The sequence below is a fragment of the Pseudomonas sp. AC172 genome (assembly GCF_979258595.1).
In genome coordinates, this window is sequence record NZ_OZ409868.1 from 3,921,510 (window position 1) to 3,941,359 (window position 19,850).

At 57.7% G+C, this 19,850-nt stretch carries 23 protein-coding genes; 14 read left to right on the top strand and 9 right to left on the bottom strand.

All coding sequences use genetic code 11. The features are described 5' to 3' along the window. Positions 1 to 26: 26 nt before the first annotated feature. The 3 genes from ACZ0A4_RS17645 to ACZ0A4_RS17655 form a co-directional block, all read right to left on the bottom strand. Positions 27 to 320 carry a co-chaperone GroES gene (locus tag ACZ0A4_RS17645; RefSeq protein ID WP_007916610.1) on the bottom strand — a complete coding sequence of 98 codons (294 nt, stop codon included), beginning with the start codon at positions 318 to 320 and terminating at the stop codon, positions 27 to 29. A gap of 260 nt (positions 321 to 580) precedes the next feature. After that, positions 581 to 1,057 carry an FxsA family protein gene (locus tag ACZ0A4_RS17650; protein ID WP_129395309.1) on the bottom strand — a complete coding sequence of 159 codons (477 nt, stop codon included), beginning with the start codon at positions 1,055 to 1,057 and terminating at the stop codon, positions 581 to 583. 65 nt (positions 1,058 to 1,122) lie between these two features. Continuing rightward, positions 1,123 to 1,854, bottom strand: a complete 732-nt coding sequence (locus tag ACZ0A4_RS17655) for a HugZ family pyridoxamine 5'-phosphate oxidase (RefSeq protein WP_463575764.1) — start codon at positions 1,852 to 1,854, stop codon at positions 1,123 to 1,125. A gap of 164 nt (positions 1,855 to 2,018) precedes the next feature. Here ACZ0A4_RS17655 and ACZ0A4_RS17660 point away from each other — a divergent pair, with 164 nt between their 5' ends. Then, positions 2,019 to 2,777 (top strand): SDR family oxidoreductase, encoded by a 759-nt coding sequence (locus ACZ0A4_RS17660; RefSeq protein ID WP_064391936.1) that lies wholly within the window; start codon positions 2,019 to 2,021, stop codon positions 2,775 to 2,777. A 145-nt stretch (positions 2,778 to 2,922) separates the two neighbouring features. On the opposite strand, the gene apbC is transcribed toward ACZ0A4_RS17660, so the two are convergent. After that, positions 2,923 to 4,017, bottom strand: coding sequence for an iron-sulfur cluster carrier protein ApbC (gene apbC, locus ACZ0A4_RS17665; RefSeq protein ID WP_008079385.1), 1,095 nt, complete (start codon positions 4,015 to 4,017; stop codon positions 2,923 to 2,925). A gap of 155 nt (positions 4,018 to 4,172) precedes the next feature. Here apbC and metG point away from each other — a divergent pair, with 155 nt between their 5' ends. The 8 genes from metG (at position 4,173) to ACZ0A4_RS17705 (ending at position 11,178) form a co-directional block, all read left to right on the top strand. Further along, the gene (metG, locus tag ACZ0A4_RS17670) at positions 4,173 to 6,221 is read left to right on the top strand and encodes a methionine--tRNA ligase (RefSeq protein ID WP_463575765.1); all 2,049 of its coding nucleotides are present in this window, start codon (positions 4,173 to 4,175) and stop codon (positions 6,219 to 6,221) included. 114 nt (positions 6,222 to 6,335) lie between these two features. Further along, positions 6,336 to 6,905 (top strand): electron transport complex protein RnfA, encoded by a 570-nt coding sequence (locus ACZ0A4_RS17675; RefSeq protein WP_463575766.1) that lies wholly within the window; start codon positions 6,336 to 6,338, stop codon positions 6,903 to 6,905. Then, entirely contained in the window at positions 6,902 to 8,110 is a 1,209-nt protein-coding gene (gene rsxB / locus ACZ0A4_RS17680; RefSeq protein WP_463575767.1) for an electron transport complex subunit RsxB, read from the top strand. Before ACZ0A4_RS17675 ends, rsxB begins: the two co-directional genes overlap by 4 nt. Beyond that, a complete protein-coding gene (locus ACZ0A4_RS17685) occupies positions 8,097 to 9,080 on the top strand; it encodes an RnfABCDGE type electron transport complex subunit D (RefSeq protein WP_463575768.1) in 984 nt (327 codons plus the stop codon). Before rsxB ends, ACZ0A4_RS17685 begins: the two co-directional genes overlap by 14 nt. Beyond that, on the top strand, positions 9,077 to 9,682 hold the full coding sequence (locus ACZ0A4_RS17690) for an RnfABCDGE type electron transport complex subunit G (protein WP_463575770.1): 606 nt from the start codon (positions 9,077 to 9,079) through the stop codon (positions 9,680 to 9,682). The genes ACZ0A4_RS17685 and ACZ0A4_RS17690 overlap by 4 nt, the downstream gene beginning before the upstream one ends. Next, positions 9,679 to 10,260: an Rnf-Nqr domain containing protein gene (locus ACZ0A4_RS17695; RefSeq protein WP_463575771.1), complete on the top strand. Its 582-nt coding sequence runs from the start codon at positions 9,679 to 9,681 to the stop codon at positions 10,258 to 10,260. Before ACZ0A4_RS17690 ends, ACZ0A4_RS17695 begins: the two co-directional genes overlap by 4 nt. Beyond that, positions 10,257 to 10,895 carry an endonuclease III gene (gene nth, locus ACZ0A4_RS17700; protein ID WP_463575773.1) on the top strand — a complete coding sequence of 213 codons (639 nt, stop codon included), beginning with the start codon at positions 10,257 to 10,259 and terminating at the stop codon, positions 10,893 to 10,895. The genes ACZ0A4_RS17695 and nth overlap by 4 nt, the downstream gene beginning before the upstream one ends. Positions 10,896 to 11,001: 106 nt before the next feature. Next, positions 11,002 to 11,178, top strand: a complete 177-nt coding sequence (locus tag ACZ0A4_RS17705) for a PA3496 family putative envelope integrity protein (RefSeq protein WP_463575774.1) — start codon at positions 11,002 to 11,004, stop codon at positions 11,176 to 11,178. Between the two features lie 89 nt (positions 11,179 to 11,267). Here the strand turns inward: ACZ0A4_RS17705 and ACZ0A4_RS17710 are convergent, their stop codons facing one another. Next, positions 11,268 to 11,894, bottom strand: a complete 627-nt coding sequence (locus ACZ0A4_RS17710) for a response regulator transcription factor (protein WP_007916656.1) — start codon at positions 11,892 to 11,894, stop codon at positions 11,268 to 11,270. 507 nt (positions 11,895 to 12,401) lie between these two features. Between ACZ0A4_RS17710 and ACZ0A4_RS17715 the strand changes: the two genes are divergently transcribed. After that, positions 12,402 to 13,118 (top strand): hypothetical protein, encoded by a 717-nt coding sequence (locus ACZ0A4_RS17715; protein ID WP_463575776.1) that lies wholly within the window; start codon positions 12,402 to 12,404, stop codon positions 13,116 to 13,118. 132 nt (positions 13,119 to 13,250) lie between these two features. Here ACZ0A4_RS17715 and ACZ0A4_RS17720 read toward each other — a convergent pair whose 3' ends face one another. Then, on the bottom strand, positions 13,251 to 14,468 hold the full coding sequence (locus ACZ0A4_RS17720) for an argininosuccinate synthase (protein ID WP_129395322.1): 1,218 nt from the start codon (positions 14,466 to 14,468) through the stop codon (positions 13,251 to 13,253). A 129-nt stretch (positions 14,469 to 14,597) separates the two neighbouring features. Continuing rightward, positions 14,598 to 15,509, bottom strand: a complete 912-nt coding sequence (locus tag ACZ0A4_RS17725; RefSeq protein ID WP_463575777.1) for a flagellar protein MotY — start codon at positions 15,507 to 15,509, stop codon at positions 14,598 to 14,600. A gap of 160 nt (positions 15,510 to 15,669) precedes the next feature. On the opposite strand from ACZ0A4_RS17725, the gene pyrC reads away from it, so the two are divergent. Both pyrC and rnt read left to right on the top strand, forming a co-directional pair. Beyond that, positions 15,670 to 16,716: a dihydroorotase gene (pyrC, locus tag ACZ0A4_RS17730; RefSeq protein WP_007916661.1), complete on the top strand. Its 1,047-nt coding sequence runs from the start codon at positions 15,670 to 15,672 to the stop codon at positions 16,714 to 16,716. After that, positions 16,713 to 17,390, top strand: a complete 678-nt coding sequence (gene rnt / locus ACZ0A4_RS17735) for a ribonuclease T (RefSeq protein WP_007916667.1) — start codon at positions 16,713 to 16,715, stop codon at positions 17,388 to 17,390. The genes pyrC and rnt overlap by 4 nt, the downstream gene beginning before the upstream one ends. A gap of 77 nt (positions 17,391 to 17,467) precedes the next feature. Here the strand turns inward: rnt and ACZ0A4_RS17740 are convergent, their stop codons facing one another. Beyond that, on the bottom strand, positions 17,468 to 18,070 hold the full coding sequence (locus ACZ0A4_RS17740) for a peroxiredoxin (protein ID WP_003227723.1): 603 nt from the start codon (positions 18,068 to 18,070) through the stop codon (positions 17,468 to 17,470). A gap of 314 nt (positions 18,071 to 18,384) precedes the next feature. Between ACZ0A4_RS17740 and ACZ0A4_RS17745 the strand changes: the two genes are divergently transcribed. Next, a complete protein-coding gene (locus ACZ0A4_RS17745) occupies positions 18,385 to 18,603 on the top strand; it encodes a bacterioferritin-associated ferredoxin (protein WP_003227725.1) in 219 nt (72 codons plus the stop codon). Positions 18,604 to 18,803: 200 nt separating this feature from the next. Continuing rightward, complete coding sequence (gene bfr / locus ACZ0A4_RS17750; RefSeq protein WP_007916671.1) at positions 18,804 to 19,277, top strand: bacterioferritin; 474 nt, start codon at positions 18,804 to 18,806, stop codon at positions 19,275 to 19,277. 188 nt (positions 19,278 to 19,465) lie between these two features. On the opposite strand, the gene grxD is transcribed toward bfr, so the two are convergent. Continuing rightward, the gene (gene grxD, locus ACZ0A4_RS17755) at positions 19,466 to 19,807 is read right to left on the bottom strand and encodes a Grx4 family monothiol glutaredoxin (protein WP_008079424.1); all 342 of its coding nucleotides are present in this window, start codon (positions 19,805 to 19,807) and stop codon (positions 19,466 to 19,468) included. Positions 19,808 to 19,850: the final 43 nt, after the last annotated feature.

The window sequence follows — 19,850 nt, forward strand, 5'->3', positions numbered from 1 at the left end:
TAGTAGCGGGAAAATGAACGGGGTTATCAGCCTTCGATAACAGCGAGGATTTCGTTCTCGCTCATTACCAACAGGTCTTCGCCGTCGACTTTCACAGTGTTGCTGCCGGAGTAAGGACCGAACACAACCTTGTCGCCTTCCTTCACGGACAGTGCGCGCACTTCGCCGTTTTCCAGAGCTTTGCCCGGGCCTACAGCGAGAATCACACCGTGGTTGGCTTTCTCAGCAGCCGAACCTGGCAGGACGATACCGCCAGCGGTTTTCTTTTCTTCTTCGCTGCGACGGATAACGACGCGGTCATGCAGAGGACGAAGCTTCATTGTCGATCTCTCCTAATTGTGGTTTTCATCGGCCGGTGTATTCCCGGCGGGTTTAACAAATCCGGCCTTCGCCGGTTGCGCCTCGTCGAGCGAGACGCGGAAGACTGACTGGCGCAAATGCCAGAAACCTTTCGGTGACCGATACATAAGGGCGCATAAGCTTATTACAAGGGCGAGGCGAAAAATTTTTCACCGATGTTCTGCATAAATGCGGCCCATAAACGAACACGGCACCCGAAGGTGCCGTGTCGATATCGCCGTTACTTGGTGTCGCGGTGTTCGAACTCGCCTTCGATCACATCACCCTCGCGGCCCAACGGCTGACGCGGTGCAGGACCGCCACGGGGTTGCAGGTCGTCGGCGAACGCACGCTGGCGCATAGCCTGTTCTTCGGCGCGCTGACGCATTTTGTTCGCCAGCAACCGGCGGCTGAATGGCAGCAGCATCACCAGACCGACCACGTCGCTGATGAAGCCCGGCAGGATCAACAGGCCTCCGGCCAATGCCAGCATCAGCCCTTCAAGCATGGTTTGCGCGGGCAGTTCGCCGCGGTTCAGGCTTTCACGGGCACGCAGGGCCGTGGCCAGACCGGCGACGCGCAGCACAAACACGCCGAACATCGAGCCGACAATGATCAGCAGCAGGGCCGGGAAAAACCCGATAGCCCCTGCCACTTTGACGAATACGAACAGCTCCAGCACTGGAAACAGCAGAAAGAGCAACAGAAAAGGGCGCATCAAAGTTTCCTCAACGCAAGAAATGCCTTGCAGTAAGCCTTAGATGACGTCGCCCTTTCGTGAATTCAAGCATCGGCCACTGCATTTTTTGCCCAGACCTCGGCATGAGCCAATGAAACCAGGGCCTCGCGCACTTGTGTCGGCGTATTACAAGGCGCCGGGAACGGCAACCAGTACAGCGCCTGACCGATGCGCAGGTGCATGCCTTCGGTGTCGATCCCGGCCAGTTGCGCCTGCGCGGTTTTCGGCAGGCCGGCGAGGTCAACGTAATGCGCGATGGCTTTGGCATGGTCGCTGTTCATGTGCTCGACCATGCTGATTTCGGCCTTGCCGGCGAACGGGTTGGCCAGGGTCAGTTGATCGACCCAGTGAATCGCGCCGAAACCGCCGATGTAGCGGTGACGCACCGGGTTCAGTACCCAGAAATCGAAATCGTGGGCCTTGTGGTAGTTCTGCGAATCGGGGAAATAGCGGTAGTAACGCTCGGCGGCAGCTTCGATGGCAGCTACGTCTTCGAGCTTTTGCGCTTCGGCCAGATAGGTCAGGCGACCAACGGCTTGCACATCATCGGCCTCACGCTCGCCGACGAGCATCGAGCACTTCGGGTCTTTTTGCAGGTTGTGGGTGTGCTGGGCGATGCGGCTGATCAGGATCAGCGGCCGACCCTGCTCGTCCAGGCAGTAAGGCACTACGGAGCCAAAGGGAAAACCGGGCATCGATTTGGAGTGGGTCGACAGCACTCCACGGTATTCCTTGAGAAGCAATTCTCGGGCATTCTTCGCCACTTCAACGCTCAATTTATGACTCCTTAAATAGAATCCGTCGAAAAAACGGACAGGCGCCCGGGATCAAGTCCCCGTCACGCCAGCGGGCAATTCTGATGTGCATCCCGGCCACGGCCGGGGCAGATCGAGAGTCGCTGAAAACAAAAACTACTCAGACCTGCTATCGGGGCATGCGAATGCAACTCAACGACAAAGTAATCATTATCACTGGCGGTTGCCAGGGTTTGGGCCGTTCGATGGCCGAGTATTTCGCCGGCAAAGGCGCGAAGCTCGCGCTGGTCGACCTCAATCAGGAAAAGCTCGACGACGCGGTCGCGGCTTGCAAGGCCAAGGGCGTCGAGGCGCGCAGCTATCTGTGCAACGTCGCCAATGAGGAGCAGGTCGAGCACATGGTAGCGCAGGTCGCCGCTGATTTCGGCGCGATCCATGGCTTGATCAACAACGCCGGGATCCTGCGTGATGGCCTGCTGCTCAAGGTCAAGGACGGCGAAATGACCAAGATGAGCCTGGCACAGTGGCAGGCAGTGATCGACGTCAACCTGACCGGCGTGTTCCTGTGCACCCGTGAGGTGGCGGCGAAAATGGTCGAGCTGAAGACCAGCGGCGCAATCATCAATATTTCGTCGATCTCGCGTGCCGGTAACGTTGGCCAGACCAACTATTCGGCGGCCAAGGCCGGTGTTGCTGCAGCGACAGTGACCTGGGCCAAAGAGCTGGCGCGTTACGGCATTCGCGTGGCGGGCATTGCGCCGGGCTTCATCGAAACCGAGATGACCCTGGGCATGAAGCCGGAAGCGCTGGAGAAGATGACCTCGGGGATTCCGCTCAAGCGCATGGGCAAGCCGGAAGAGATCGCCCACTCGGCGGCGTATATCTTCGAAAACGACTATTACACCGGCCGGATCCTGGAGATGGATGGCGGGTTGCGGATCTAACTGGCAATAAAGAACCAATGTGGGAGCGAGCTTGCTCCGGGCGGCGTTCCGACGAAGGCGTCGTATCAGACAACTGATAGGTTGAATGACACTCCGCTTTCGCGAGCAAGCTCGCTCCCACAGGGTTATCGGTGTTGCGGATGCATCAATCGTCGCTGATGGTGATATTCGGCATCGCCGGTGTCGCCGCTTCCTGCAACACAATGCGCGCGCCGACGTGGCGGGCCAGTTCCTGATAGACCATGGCAATCTGGCTGTCCGGCTCGGCGATCACCGTTGGCTTGCCGCCGTCGGCCTGTTCGCGGATCAGCATCGACAGCGGCAGCGATGCCAGCAGCTCTACGCCGTACTGGGTCGCCAGTTTTTCACCACCGCCCTCACCGAACAGATGCTCGGCATGCCCGCAGTTCGAGCAGATGTGCACGGCCATGTTTTCCACCACGCCCAGCACCGGAATGTTGACCTTGCGGAACATTTCCACGCCTTTGCGCGCGTCGAGCAGGGCCAAATCCTGTGGCGTGGTGACGATCACCGCACCCGCCACCGGGACTTTCTGCGCCAGGGTCAGCTGGATGTCGCCGGTGCCTGGCGGCATGTCGATAACCAGATAGTCCAGATCGCCCCACGCGGTTTGCGTGACCAGTTGCAGCAGTGCGCCGGAGACCATCGGCCCGCGCCAGACCATCGGCGTGTTGTCGTCGGTCAGAAAGGCCATCGACATGACTTCGACGCCATGGGCCTTGAGCGGCACAAACCACTTCTGATCCTTGACCTCGGGGCGGGTGCGCTCGGGAATACCGAACATGATGCCTTGGCTCGGGCCGTAGATATCGGCGTCGAGAATCCCCACTTTGGCGCCTTCACGGGCCAGGGCCAGCGCGAGGTTGGCGGCGGTGGTCGACTTGCCTACACCGCCCTTGCCGGACGCCACGGCAACCACGTTCTTGACATTGGCCAGCCCCGGAATCTGCGCCTGCGCCTTGTGCGCAGCGATAACACTGTTCACTTCAACCTTGGCGATCACCACGCCATCGAGGTTTTCGATGGCCAGTTGCAGTAATTGCGCCCAGCCGCTCTTGAACAGACCGGCGGCGTAACCGATTTCCAGCTGCACGTTGACGCGGTCACCGACGATCTCGATGTTTTTCACGCAACCGGCGCTGACCGGGTCCTGGTTCAGGTAAGGGTCGGTGTATTGGCTGAGGACGGCTTCCACCGCTGCGCGAGTGACGGCGCTCATGGGCAACTCCGATAACAAGACTGGGAAAAGATGGCGGGTATCCTACCCCTTCTATCCTCCGGACGGCACGCCCGGCAACGATTTGCAGGGGTGAAATATCTTGCTCGGCGCTTTATAGTGGCCGACCTCCGTTTCATCAAGTAGCGAAGCCCCACATGTCCGAACCACGCAAGATCCTCGTCACCAGCGCCCTGCCCTACGCCAACGGTTCGATTCACCTTGGCCATATGCTGGAATATATCCAGACCGATATGTGGGTGCGCTTCCAGAAGCATCGCGGCAATCAATGCATTTATGTCTGCGCCGACGACGCCCACGGTTCGGCGATCATGCTGCGCGCGGAAAAGGAAGGCATCAGCCCGGAACAACTGATCGCCAACGTGCAGGCTGAACACAGCGCCGACTTTGCCGAGTTCCTGGTCGATTTCGACAACTTCCACTCCACTCACGCCGAAGAAAACCGTGAGCTGTCGAGCCAGATCTACATCAAGCTGCGTGACGCCGGGCACATCGCCCAACGCTCGATCACCCAGTATTTCGACCCGGAAAAGAAAATGTTCCTGGCCGACCGTTTCATCAAGGGCACCTGCCCGAAATGCGGCACTGAAGACCAGTACGGCGACAACTGCGAAAAATGCGGTGCGACCTATGCACCGACCGACCTGAAGGATCCGAAGTCGGCAATCTCTGGCGCCACCCCGGTGCTCAAGGATTCCCAGCACTTCTTCTTCAAACTGCCAGACTTCCAGCAAATGCTGCAGACCTGGACCCGCAGCGGCACCCTGCAGGACGCTGTCGCCAACAAGATCGCCGAATGGCTGGACGCCGGCCTGCAACAGTGGGACATCTCCCGCGATGCGCCGTACTTCGGTTTCGAGATTCCGGGCGAGCCAGGCAAGTATTTCTACGTGTGGCTGGACGCGCCAATCGGCTACATGGCCAGCTTCAAGAACCTCTGCGACCGCACGCCGGAGCTGGACTTCGATGCGTTCTGGGCCAAGGATTCCACCGCCGAGCTGTACCACTTCATCGGCAAGGACATCGTCAATTTCCACGCACTGTTCTGGCCAGCAATGCTTGAAGGCGCGGGCTACCGCAAGCCGACCGGCATCAACGTGCACGGCTACCTGACCGTCAACGGCCAGAAGATGTCCAAGTCCCGTGGCACCTTCATCAAGGCCCGCACCTACCTCGATCACCTGTCGCCGGAATACCTGCGCTACTACTACGCGGCCAAACTGGGCCGTGGTGTCGATGACCTTGACCTGAACCTCGAAGACTTCGTGCAGAAGGTCAACTCCGACCTGGTCGGCAAAGTGGTCAACATCGCCAGCCGTTGCGCCGGGTTCATCCAGAAAGGTAACGCCGGCCTGCTGGTCGACAACAATGCCGCGCCAGAGCTGACCGAGGCGTTCCTCGCTGCCGCCCCGAGCATTGCCGATGCTTACGAAGCCCGCGACTTTGCCCGTGCCATGCGCGAAACCATGGCCCTGGCCGACCGCGCCAACGCCTGGATCGCCGACAAGGCGCCGTGGTCGTTGAACAAACAGGAAGGCAAGCAGGATGAAGTCCAGGCGATCTGCGCCACCGCCATCAACCTGTTCCGCCAACTGGTGATCTTCCTCAAACCGGTGCTGCCGCTGCTGGCCGCCGATGCCGAGGCGTTCCTCAACGTCGCCCCGCTGACCTGGAACGACCACACCACCTTGCTGGCCAACCACCAGCTCAACGAATTCAAGCCGTTGATGACCCGCATCGACCCGGTAAAAGTGCAAGCCATGAGCGACGCCTCGAAAGAAGACCTGACCGCCAGCCAGACCGACACCGGCGCCGCCCCAGCCGGCAATGGCGAACTGGCCAAGGATCCGCTGTCGCCGGAAATCGACTTCGACGCCTTTGCCGCGATCGACCTGCGCGTCGCACTGATCGTCAAAGCCGAACACGTGGAAGGTGCCGACAAGCTTCTGCGCCTGACACTGGATATCGGTGACGAACAACGCAACGTGTTCTCCGGAATCAAGAGCGCTTATCCGGATCCGTCCAAGCTCGACGGTCGCCTGACCATGATGATCGCCAACCTCAAGCCACGGAAAATGAAGTTCGGTATCTCCGAAGGCATGGTGATGGCAGCCGGCCCCGGCGGTGAAGAGATTTACCTGCTGAGCCCGGACAGCGGCGCCAAGCCGGGTCAGCGCATCAAGTAACAGTCGGCGGTGAATCGATCCCACAGGCGTGCCCGGCATGCCTGTGGGATTTTTCATATCTGGCCGGATAATGCCTAACCTTAAGAGACACCCGCCCGTTTCGCTGGCAGAACCATGATCGAACTCGTGCTTACGCTCATCAGTGCTGCGCTGCTCAACAACTTCGTGTTGCACTGGCCCCTGGGCGTCGATCCGCTGCTGGCGGGCAGTCGTCGTCAGGTGCATGCGCTGGGTTTGGCGACGTTGTGCCTGATGCTGATCGTTGGCGTTACCAGTTACGCAGTCTGGCATTGGCTGCTGGTACCGCTGCACCTTGAAGCCCTGCGCTTGTTCGTGTTTCTGCCGTTGAGTGTATTGCTGATTGCGCCACTGTTGAAGCTGCTGGCGCGCAGGCTGCCGAATCTGCCCTTCGAAGGTTTGTGGCCATTGCTGCTGGGCAATGCCGGTGTGCTCGGGCTGGCACTGATCAACGCGCAAAACGATCGAGGCCTGCTGCAGGCGACAGCGCTGAGTCTCGGAGCCGGGCTGGGTTTCTGGCTGGTGCTGAGCCTGTTCCAGGACTTGCGTGAACGCACGGTCGATAACGATATTCCCCTGCCCTTCCGTGGCCTGCCGATCGATCTGATCGGCGCCGGACTGATCGCAGTGATTTTTCTCGGATTCAGTGGACTGATCAAAACATGAGTCTGATTCAACGCATCGATGCCCTTCTGCCGCAGACCCAATGCGGTAAATGCGGCCATCCGGGATGCAAGCCGTATGCGCAAGGCATCGTCGCAGGCGAGCCGATCAACAAGTGCCCGCCGGGCGGTAACGAAACCATTGCCGCGCTGGCTGAGTTGTTGAAAGTGCCGGTACTGGAACTGGACATCAGTCGCGGCTCAGCGCCGCCACAAGTGGCGTTCATCCGTGAAGCCGAATGCATTGGCTGCACCAAGTGCATCCAGGCCTGCCCGATCGACGCGATTGTCGGCGCGGCGAAACTGATGCACACGGTGATCATTGACGAGTGCACCGGTTGCGACCTGTGTGTCGCGCCATGCCCGGTGGATTGCATTGAAATGCATCCATTGCCACCGAGCACAGTACCGGTGGTGGGCGGTCTGGCCTTCAGTCTTGAAGAACAGCGGGCACGGGCGGCCAAACGCGATCACGCACGCCAACGTTTCGAGCGACGAAACGAGCGCTTGCAACGCGAAGAACAACAAAAGCAGGCAGAGCGTGAAGCGCGGGCGAAACGGGCGGCGCAACCTGAAGTGAGTGCAACCAATCCGGTGCAGGCTGCGCTCGAGCGGGTGCGTGCGCAGAAAGCGGCGAGCGCTGATGCGGCGCTGAAGAAAGCCAAGATCGATGTGGCCATGAGCCGTGCGCAACTGCACAAATCGCTGAAGGCCTTCGGCCATCCGCCGACGTTCGAGCAGCAGACGCAATTAATCGTGTTGCAGCAGCAATTCGAAGCGGCCGAACAGGCTTTGGCAGCTGTTGAAATCAACGCTCCGCCAGCCCCCACAGTGCCTGCCCCTGGCAAAGACGCCGATCTGAAACGGGCGAAGATCCAGTTGGCCATGCGCCGCGCCGAACTGAAAAAAGCCCAAACCGCCGAAGCGGCGCCGGAGCAGATCGCCGCGCTGGAACAAGCATTAAGCGATGCCGAACAAGCCCTGCACGCCGCCGAAGCCACAAGCGATCAACCTTTGCCTGACCTGATGCGCGTCGAAAAACGCCCGATCGACAGCCAGCTTCGCCAGTTGAAAACCGAATTGGCCTACGCCCGCGCGGATCTCAACAAACTCGAACGTCGCGCCGACACGCCCTGTGAAACCCTCGACAAGGCCCGCGCCCGCCTGCAAGACGCCGAGCGCCAGGTACAAGATCATGTCGCCCCTTGAGGCACCCGACGACCGCCTGCTACGGGCGATGAAGCTGGTGCTGCTGGCCACGTTGCCGGGGCTGCTGGCGCTGTTCTGGTTTTACGGCTGGGGCGTGTTGATCAATCTGCTGTTGGCAATCATCACCGCGCTGATGATCGAGGCAGCTGTCCTCAGACTGCGTCGACAGCCAATGCAGCCGACACTCAGCGACGGCAGTGCGCTGGTCAGCGCGACATTGCTGGCCGCCGCCCTGCCACCTTATTGCCCGTGGTGGCTGACGGTGACGGCGATTGCCTCGGGTCTGTTGTTTGGCAAGCACGCGTACGGCGGCGTCGGTCGAAATCCGTTCAATCCGGCGATGCTCGGGTTTGCCTTGGCTATGGTGATGTTCCCGCAGCCGATGACCCATTGGCCGGCCCATGGCCTGGATCTGACGGCAGCGTTTCAACAGGTGTTCGGTGCAGGCCAGGCGCCGGACGCTTGGGCGCAGGCCACGGTGCTGGACAGCCTGCGCATCAACAAAAGCCTGACCATGGACGAATTGTTCGCCAGCAATCCGGCGTTTGGTCGCTTTGGCGGCCACGGTGTGGAATGGGTGAATCTGGCGTTTCTCGCCGGCGGCTTGTTTTTGCTGCAACGCCGGGTTTTCGGTTGGCACGCACCGGCAGGCATGCTCGCCAGTCTGTTTGTTGTCAGCCTGCTGTTCTGGAATGGTTCCGGGTCGGACTCGCAGGGGTCGCCGCTGTTCCACCTGCTCAGTGGCGCGACCATGCTGGGCGCGTTCTTCATCATCACTGAACCGGTCTCGGGTGCTAAAACCGCGCTCGCCCGCCTGCTGTTCGGCGTCGGGGTCGGGCTGCTGACTTATTTGATTCGCACCTGGGGTGGGTATCCGGATGGCGTGGCGTTTGCGGTGCTGTTGATGAACCTTTGCGTGCCGGCGCTGGAGCGATTTGCCGCAGACCGTCAGGTTGAGGTGAGGCCATGAATAGTACGGCCAGCACACTTATTGTGCTGCTGTTGGCAGTCATCGGCATCGGCGCGACCTACTTCGTACAGCGTATTAACGCACCGCAGATTATCGCGGAGCAGCGCTTGATCGAAAGCCGCAAACTGCTCGACCTGCTCCCGCGCGAGACCTACGACAATCAACCGCTGGAACAGCCTTTGGCTTTGACAGACACCACCTTGAGTCACAGCGCCTTGTCGAGCGGCTATCGCGCGACCCGAGACGGCCAGACCGTCGCGATACTGCTGCGCAGTCAGACCCAGGGTTATGCGGGTGCCATCGAGTTGTTGATCGCCATCGATACCACCGGCAAATTATTGGCTGTGAAAACCCTTGAGCAGACCGAAACCCCGGCACTCGGCGCGCACCTGGGTGACTGGCCGAATGCCTGGCTGCAAACGTTCACCGGCAAATCGGCCAAAGAGCCGACCGATGCAGGCTGGGCGCTGAAAAAGGATCAAGGGCAATTTGATCAAATCGCCGGTGCGACCATCACCTCTCGCGCGGCGATCAGCGCGATCCATGATGCGCTGCGCTACTTCGATGAACATCGGTCGGCGCTGCTGGGGAACGGAACATGAACCGCTCGGAAGCCCATTCGAATGTTTTGATGCTGACACTGCTGCTTGGCACCAGTGACTCCTTGGTAGGCGCACTGGGGGCAGTATTGATGTTCGCCAGTGTCGTGGGCCTGTATGGCTTGTGCATGCCTGTTTTACGGTCTCGCCTCACTGGCACGAGCGCGTTGCTGGCCAGCCTGCTGCTCGCCGCGACCTTCACCAGTTGTGCAGACCTGTTGGCACAGCGCTGGTTTCTGCCCTGGCAGCAAACATTCGGCCTCTATGCAGGCCTGATCGCGTTGCAATGCGTGGTACTGGAACACAATGGTTTCTGGCATCAATCATTGGCCGAACGCTTCAAACTCTACGCGACGTTCGGTGGACTCATGCTGGTACTTGCAGGGCTGCGTGAACTCATCGGTCACGGTAGTCTCGGCCGGGGACTTTCCGAATACTGGCCAGGTCTTGTTGTATTTAGCGAAGGGCTGCACCTGATCACCTTGATCCCCGGTGCTTTTATTTTGTTGGCGCTGCTGTTGGCGGCGCGCCAGGCGTTGATTCGCCCGAACTCGATATCCAAGGAAACGCATCGCCCATGAATGCTGCAAAACGTCTGGAGATTTTCCGCCGCCTGCACGAAGACAATCCGGAGCCGAAGACCGAACTGGCCTACTCCTCGCCGTTCGAGCTGTTGATCGCCGTGATTCTTTCGGCGCAGTCGACTGACGTCGGTGTCAACAAAGCCACGGCGAAGCTGTTTCCGGTGGCCAATACGCCGGCGACGATCCACGCTTTAGGGGTCGAAGGTCTATCGGAATATATCAAGACGATCGGTCTCTACAACAGCAAGGCCAAAAACGTCATCGAAACCTGCCGCCTGCTGGTCGAACGCCACGGCAGTGTGGTTCCGCAAACCCGTGAAGAGCTCGAAGCCTTGCCGGGAGTGGGCCGCAAGACCGCCAACGTCGTACTCAACACGGCTTTCCGTCAACTGACCATGGCCGTCGATACCCACATATTTCGTGTCAGCAACCGCACCGGCATTGCACCGGGCAAAAATGTGGTCGAAGTGGAAAAGAAGCTGATGAAGTTTGTACCCAAGGAATTCCTGCTCGACTCTCATCACTGGCTGATCCTTCACGGCCGCTACGTGTGTCTGGCCCGCAAGCCGCGCTGCGGCAGCTGCCGGATCGAAGACTTGTGCGAGTACAAGGACAAAACTTCGGACGATTGAGCGGCTATTGGAATAATTGATAAGTCGATTGAAAAAATCTTTTTTACCCGCCGCAGGAATATCGATATAAGGAGCGCCAAAGGCATTCTTAGCCGGGAGTTAGCTGATGAGTAGCGACAAAGAGCCAATGGATGTAGATGACGATATGGCTGCAGAAACTGATGACGCCGAACCTGTGGTCGAAGTCGCCAAGACCAATCTCAGCAAGCGCCGTACGATCGATAACCTGCTTGAGGAGCGCCGACTGCAAAAACAATTGGCCGAGTTCGATTTTGATGACTGATATTTGAAAGCCTCCCGAACCGGAGGCTTTTTACTTTCTGCAGCTAGCTGAGTTTGATCGGCCCATGACCCCGTCAGCCATCGATACATTCAGACCAGACCATTACGCTGCGCCAACTCGATCAGATCAACCAGGGAGCGAGCATTGAGCTTCAACAACAAGCGCGTCTTGTAGGTACTCACCGTTTTGTTGCTCAAAAACATGCCATCGGCAATTTCCTTGTTGGTCTTGCCCCGCGCCAACTGCTGCAACACCATCATTTCCCGACCGGACAGACGATCCACCATATCGGCTTCGCTCGCATTGCCCAGACTGGTGCGCACAGTATGCAAAGCCTGATTGGGAAAATAACTGTAGCCGGACAATACGGCCTTGATTGCGCTGAGCAACTCGGTCAAGTCCTGCTGTTTACAAACATAACCGGCAGCCCCCGACTGCATGCAGCGCATTGAAAAGTGCCCGGGCGCCTGGGAAGTCAACACCAGTACTTTAATAGGCATCGCCGTCGAAGTCAGACGTGCAATAACTTCCAGACCATCAAGTTTCGGTATTCCTATATCCAGAATGACAATATCCGGCATTTGTTCGCGAGCAAGTTGTAACGCATCCACACCGTTATCAGTTTCTGCGATGACTTCGTAGCCATGACGTTCCATCAGCATACGTACCGCAAGACGAATGACAGGGTGATCATCCACGATCAGCACTTTATTCATGGGCAAGTCCAGTTTCGCTGTTCGAATTTTTAGAACACGCACAATAGCCCAGTCACTTGCCCTATGGCATGCCGAGGTTAACACGCACTTGCAACGAGAGACATGCCCTACATTCATCGCGGATTAATCCTACAAAAAACTTCTAGACCCCTAAACATCCAACGCCGCTTGACTCTCCGCCAAGGCATTACCTCCCATTTCTAGCCTGTTACAAATTACAACTAACGGCGCAAAAATCACATGTCACCGCTGAGATTCACTGTGCCTGACCGGTGCGGGCGACTCTACACCCTTGCGTGGTAAAAACAGAAATCAAACATTGGCAATACAAAACCACAATTGCGACACCGGCATACTACGCGAAGCAAAAGATAAACACTTGAAACAAGATATTTATACCAGAACAAATACTTTTGCTATAAACATAAACATAACCACCCACAACCATAAACCTTAACTCGCATAAACTTATCAACCATGACAAAGACCAGACAAAAGAGTAAGAACATGCTCAAAATAAAAAGCAAAATCACCAACCCCATGACAGTGATTGCCATATTCGCCGCCATTTCGGAAACATCAGCCGCCGTTTCCCTGCCATTCCTGGACAATAAGGACCGGGAGGTTTACGTGTGGTTCCTGATCAGCTTCCCGTTTTACTTGCTATTCCTTTTCTTTATCACTCTAAACTTCAACTCCCGTTCCCTCTATTCACCTTCAGACTTTGACAAAGACAAGAGTTTTCTAAGAACGATCGACAGCAATATTCGCGAGAACAAACGAAGCGCGCCGAAGGCGGACTCATCCGCGCAAGGCACATTTGGACTATCCAGTTGTATCGTCCCGAGCGAGTCAGGCGCTGGCGAATGCAAAGACTCGTGCAAAGTCCACAACGCACCTGATCCGCCGCCCGACATCAACACAAAATCGAGCCAGATTGTTCAGCACAACATTCAGTTGCCTGCATGTGTCAGCGACCTGCACCTCATCGATGCACGGGATATCGATGCATCAAGAGAATTAGCCACCATTCTGGAAAATATCCGCAACCTCGACAGGAAAATTCCACGGATGGTTGTGTTTCTTTCCAATCACGTATCGGACGTCGTACTGACGCAGCATGCACTTGTGCAGATCAAACACGTCAAGAAAGGCTCAGGAAAAACGCTTTGTATTGTTTATAACCTGTGCTCACAAGCCGTGACGCTACTGGGGCGAGCATGAAAGATGAGTCGAAGCCACACAGGCGAAGAACAGCACCTGGGTTCAAGCTGAAGTCGACAAGGAATGATGCAAAAAGGCGACCTTGTCTCGATGACAGGGCCGCCCTTTTCATTGTGCGTCAGTCTGCAACGCTTAAAACAGTTTGCGGCCCTTGTTGGCAGCAATGCGCATGCGCAGCGCGTTGAGCTTGATGAAGCCCGCCGCGTCGGCCTGGTTGTAAGCACCGCCGTCTTCTTCGAAGGTCGCGATGTTGGCATCGAACAGCGAGTCGTCGGACTTGCGGCCGGTGACGATCACGTTGCCTTTGTACAGCTTCAGGCGAACTACACCGTTCACGTTGACCTGCGAAGCATCGATCATCTGTTGCAGCATCAGACGCTCTGGGCTCCACCAGTAACCGGTGTAGATCAGGCTGGCGTATTTCGGCATCAGCTCGTCTTTGAGGTGAGCGACTTCGCGGTCCAGAGTGATCGACTCGATGGCGCGGTGAGCGCGCAGCATGATGGTGCCGCCCGGGGTTTCGTAGCAGCCACGGGACTTCATGCCGACGTAACGGTTCTCGACGATGTCGAGACGGCCGATACCGTGAGCACCACCGATCTTGTTCAGCGTCGCCAGCACGGTGGCCGGAGTCATTTCGACGCCGTCCAGCGCAACGATGTCGCCGTTACGGTAGGTCAGTTCCAGATACTGTGGTTTGTCAGGAGCGTTCTCCGGGGAGACGGTCCATTTCCACATGTCTTCTTCGTGCTCGGTCCAGGTGTCTTCCAGCACGCCGCCTTCATAGGAGATGTGCAGCAGGTTGGCGTCCATCGAGTACGGGGATTTCTTCTTGCCGTGACGCTCGATCGGGATCGCGTGCTTCTCGGCGTAGTCCATCAGCTTCTCGCGGGACAGCAGATCCCACTCGCGCCAAGGGGCGATCACTTTTACGCCTGGCTTGAGCGCATAGGCACCCAGTTCGAAACGTACCTGGTCATTGCCCTTGCCGGTAGCGCCGTGGGAAATGGCGTCAGCGCCGGTTTCGTTGGCGATTTCGATCAAACGCTTGGCGATCAGCGGACGTGCGATGGAAGTACCCAGCAGGTACTCGCCCTCGTAAACGGTGTTGGCGCGAAACATCGGGAACACGAAATCACGCACGAACTCTTCGCGCAGATCGTCGATGTAGATTTCTTTGACGCCCATGGCCTGAGCCTTGGCGCGGGCCGGCTCGACCTCTTCGCCTTGACCGAGATCAGCGGTGAAGGTCACCACTTCACAGTTATAAGTATCCTGCAGCCACTTGAGGATCACCGAAGTGTCCAGGCCGCCGGAATACGCCAGAACGACCTTGTTTACGTCCGCCATGCCATCACTCCACGGGGTTCTACGGAAAGCCGAGGAGTCTACCGCCCAAACGCGATAATTTACAGAGGCGCGACAGCTTAAGACGACAAAGCGACAGAATCTGTCGAGAGCGCGACGATGACCGGCGGGTCAGGAAGTCGCTGCAGTGCTGGCTGGCGTGCTCGCTTGAGGCGCAGGTACGGGGCTTGTCGGCGCCACGCGCGCCAGTTTGACATTGACCCGACGGTTCTTCGCGCGATTGGCCGCATTGGTGTTCGGCACAATCGGGTATTGCTCGCCATGGAAGCGCACGGTGATCTGCGATTCCTGAATGCCGTTGGCCTTGAAGAAGTCGACCACTGCCAGTGCTCGGCGGCGCGACAGTTCACGGTTGGTCAGGCGATTGCCGCTGTTGTCCGAGTGGCCATCGAGTTCGATGTGATTGACCGTTGGATCGGCCTTCATGAATTCGAGCATCACTTGCAGCTTGGCCTTGGCGGCGGCGTCCAGATCAACGCCCTCGCCGGGAAAGCCGATCTGCGATTGTTTGATCTGGTCGAAATTCTGCGGCAGCAATTTCGCTACACAGGTCTGATAGTCGTTAAACGCCTTGCTGAATTTCACCGGCAATAAACGCACTTCCGAGACGCGTCCGTCGCCAGACGCACGACGTACAACCGGACTGCGACCATCCAGCAGGCCGCTGATCAGACCTCCGGCCTGCGACTGCGAACTGCTGAACAGCACGTTGCCACTGCCGAGCCGGACGTTGCCCAGATTGATGTCACCACGACCCGGCTGCCACGGTGCAGCCGCCGCCAGCAACGTCGCCGAACCACCGCCAAGCATGGCGTTGTAGGCGTTCAGACGGAAGATCGCCTGCTCGCCCGCCTTGCGCACGAACTCACCCGAGCCGAAATCGGTGATCGGCTGGGTCAGACGACATTCGAACTTGTCGCCGGCGACCGTCCACTCAATGTTCTCCAGACGGGTCTGGTACGTGAGCGCCATCGCGGGAAGGCTGGCAAACACACTGAGCAAGGCTAAATAACGCTGGCGCACGGGAGGCTCCATTGGCTTCTGAAACACAAAGACCGATTCACACTATGTTTACGGCATACCTACGGGATATCGGAAGGTTCTGGCAAAACTTGATAGCGAGTGCCTGCAAGAGTCTTTTCCGGTAGCATTCGCCTCAGTTTGACCCGCCTGGAATCCCCTCATGTCCGACCGCCTGACCCTGCTGCGTCCCGACGACTGGCACATTCATCTTCGCGATGGTGCCGTGTTGACCAATACCGTTGCCGATGTTGCGCGCACTTTTGGTCGCGCCATCATCATGCCCAACCTGGTACCTCCGGTGCGCAACGCCGCTGAAGCCGACGGCTATCGCCAGCGGATTCTCGCTGCCCGCCCGGCCGGCAGTCGCTTTGAGCCGCTGATGGTGCTGTACCTCACCGACCGCACCCAGCCCGAAGAAATTCGTGAGGCCAAGGCCAGTGGTTTTGTCTACGCCGCCAAGCTGTACCCGGCCGGTGCGACCACCAACTCCGATTCCGGCGTGACCAGCATCGACAAGATTCTGCCGGCAATCGAAGCCATGGCCGAAGTTGGCATGCCGCTGTTGATCCACGGTGAAGTCACCCGTGGCGACGTCGATGTGTTCGACCGCGAAAAGATTTTCATCGATGAGCACATGCGCCGCGTGGTGGAGCGTTTTCCGACGCTGAAAGTGGTGTTCGAACACATCACCACCGGCGACGCCGTGCAGTTCGTCAACGAGGCTTCGGCCAATGTTGGCGCGACCATCACCGCGCATCACCTGCTGTACAACCGCAACCACATGCTGGTGGGCGGGATTCGGCCGCACTTCTACTGCTTGCCGATCCTCAAGCGTAATACGCACCAGGAAGCCCTGCTCGACGCTGCCACCAGTGGCAGCGCGAAGTTCTTCCTCGGCACTGATTCGGCGCCACACGCGCAGCACGCCAAAGAAGCCGCTTGCGGTTGCGCCGGCTGCTACACCGCGTACGCCGCCATCGAAATGTATGCCGAAGCCTTCGAACAGCGTAACGCGCTGGACAAGCTCGAAGCCTTCGCCAGCCTCAACGGCCCGCGTTTCTACGGCCTGCCGGCAAACACCGATCGCATCACCCTGGTTCGTGAAGAATGGACCGCCCCGACCAGCCTGCCGTTTGGCGAGCTGACCGTTATCCCGCTGCGCGCCGGTGAAAAACTGCGCTGGCGCCTGCTGGAGGAACACGCGTGAGTGAAGACCATTTCGACGACGAACTGGACGGTCAAAGTGGCGGTGGCGGTTCCCGTCACCCGATGGCAGCACGCTTTCGCGGCTACCTGCCGGTTGTCGTCGACGTAGAAACCGGCGGCTTCAACTCGGCCACCGATGCATTACTGGAGATTGCTGCGACCACCATCGCCATGGATGAAAAGGGTTTTGTTTACCCGGATCACACCTACTTCTTCCGCGTTGAGCCGTTCGAAGGCGCCAACATTGAAGCAGCAGCGCTGGAGTTCACCGGGATCAAACTGGATCACCCGCTGCGCATGGCCGTCAGCGAAGAAACCGCGCTGACCGACATCTTCCGCGGCATCCGCAAGGCGCTGAAGGCCAACGGCTGCAAGCGCGCGATCCTGGTCGGCCACAACAGCAGCTTCGACCTTGGCTTCCTCAACGCTGCGGTCGCGCGACTGGACATGAAACGCAACCCGTTTCACCCGTTCTCCAGCTTCGACACCGCGACGCTGGCCGGCCTGGCGTACGGTCAAACCGTACTGGCAAAAGCTTGCCAGGCCGCCGACATTGACTTCGACGGCCGTGAGGCGCACTCGGCGCGTTACGACACCGAGAAAACCGCTGAGCTGTTCTGCGGCATCGTCAATCGCTGGAAACAGATGGGCGGCTGGGAAGACTTCGACGACTGATTGATGGTCGCCGGGTAAATCCCACGCATAAAAAAACCGGCCACATGGGCCGGTTTTTTGTACCTCGACGTTGCGCCTTACAGGGCAGCAGCGTTTTCGGTCAGGTATGCAGCAACGCCTTCTGGCGAAGCGTTCATGCCTTTGTCGCCTTTTTTCCAGTTGGCAGGGCAGACTTCGCCGTGCTCTTCGTGGAATTGCAGAGCGTCGACAAGACGGATCAGCTCTTCCATGTTACGGCCCAGCGGCAGGTCGTTGATGATCTGCGAACGAACCACGCCTTTGTCGTCGATCAGGAACGCGCCACGGAAAGCCACGCCGCCTTCGGATTCAACGTCGTAAGCCTTGGCGATGTCGTGCTTCATGTCGGCAGCCATGGTGTATTTCACCTGACCGATGCCGCCATTGTTCACTGGGGTGTTGCGCCAAGCGTTGTGAGTGAAGTGCGAGTCGATCGACACAGCGATCACTTCAACGTTGCGTGCCTTGAAGTCAGCCATGCGGTTGTCCAGAGCGATCAGCTCGGACGGGCAGACGAAGGTGAAGTCCAGTGGGTAGAAGAACACCAGGCCGTATTTGCCTTTGATGGCCGAGGACAGGGTGAAGCTGTCAACGATCTCGCCATTGCCGAGTACGGCCGGGACGGTGAAGTCAGGGGCTTGTTTGCCTACGAGTACGCTCATTGATATCTCCTGGTGTAAAAACTTGAAGTTCAGGGTCCGCGCCAGCCTGCCACCCTCAGGCGACAGCCCTGTGACACGAACCCCCTTCGCAAGGGCCGACCATCATACACTGCGAATTTGGCCTGTCCTTAACGGTTTTTCAAAGCAGGCGCATAACGGCGCTGCATTTACGGGGCCAGGCAAATCGCCAGCAAATACCGTTCGTCAGTCATGGCTGTTAATCAGCTGAAGCGTTCCGAAAGCACTTTGACAATCATTCTCGTTAACATTAAGATCCATCGCAATTGAGTCACAACCAGCGACGGTTCTCACTTATGTATGTTTGTCTCTGCACTGGCGTCACCGACGGACAGATCCGCGAAGCGATCTATGAAGGTTGCTGCAGCTATAAAGAAGTCCGCCAGGCCACCGGCGTCGCCAGCCAATGCGGCAAATGTGCCTGCCTTGCCAAGGAAGTGGTCCGCGAAACCCTGACCAAGCTGCAAACGGCCCAGGCTGCGATCCCCTATCCGGTCGAATTTACTGCCGCGTAATACCCCCTATTTCAAAGAACCGGACTTATGTCCGGTTTTTTTATGCCTTCAAATCAATTGCTTAGCGTCTAGACGCGGAACACAAACATTCTTATTCCGATTAATTTTCATATATTATTCAATAACTTAGGTTTGACACTTATAAATACGAAGCTCAAACTCTGCCGTATATACAGCGAATACAGGGCAGGACTCCGATCATGAAAGGCGACATTACAGTCATCCAGCATCTCAACAAGATCCTTGCCAATGAGCTGGTCGCGATCAATCAGTACTTCCTGCATGCCCGCATGTATGAAGATTGGGGTCTGAACAAGCTCGGCAAGCACGAATACAAAGAATCCATCGACGAGATGAAACACGCGGACAAGCTGATCAAGCGCATCCTGTTCCTCGAAGGCCTGCCGAACGTACAGGATCTGGGCAAGCTGCACATCGGCGAGCACACCAAGGAAATGCTGGAGTGCGACCTGCGTATCGAGAAGACCGGTCACGCTGACCTGAAGACCGCGATCGCGCATTGCGAAACCGTCGGTGACTTCGGTAGCCGTGAACTGCTTGAAGACATTCTCGAATCCGAAGAAGAACATATCGACTGGCTCGAAACCCAACTGGGCCTGATCGATAAAGTCGGTCTTGAGAACTATCTGCAATCGCAGATGGGCGAAGAGTAGGAGCTGCCGAAGGCTGCGATCTTTTCAGATTGCACCGGCAACTTGCAGTAACTTTTCGAACGCACTAAAAAGCCCCGCCCTCTTTCGAGTGGCGGGGCTTTTTATTGGCTGAAGATCAAAAGATCGCAGCCTCGTTTCACTCGACAGCTCCTACACAAGCAGGAGCTGTCGGTTGAAACCCAGCCTTATCAGGCTTCGGACTTGTTCGCCGCTGCCGCTTCAACAGCCGACTTGATGGTGCTTTGCAGCGAACCGTCTGCAGCCATCTCGGTCATGATGTCGCTACCGCCGACCAGCTCACCGCCAACCCACAGTTGTGGGAAAGTCGGCCAGTTGGCGTACTTAGGCAGGTTGGCGCGGATTTCCGGGTTCTGCAGGATGTCCACGTACGCAAACTTTTCGCCACACGCCATTACAGCCTGCGCAGCTTTCGCGGAGAAGCCACACTGTGGGGCATTCGGCGAGCCTTTCATGTAAAGCAGAATGGTGTTGTTGGCAATCTGCTCTTTAATCGTTTCGATGATATCCATGGAGCACCTCGGCTGAACTTTCCGACTCATGGGTCGGCACGGT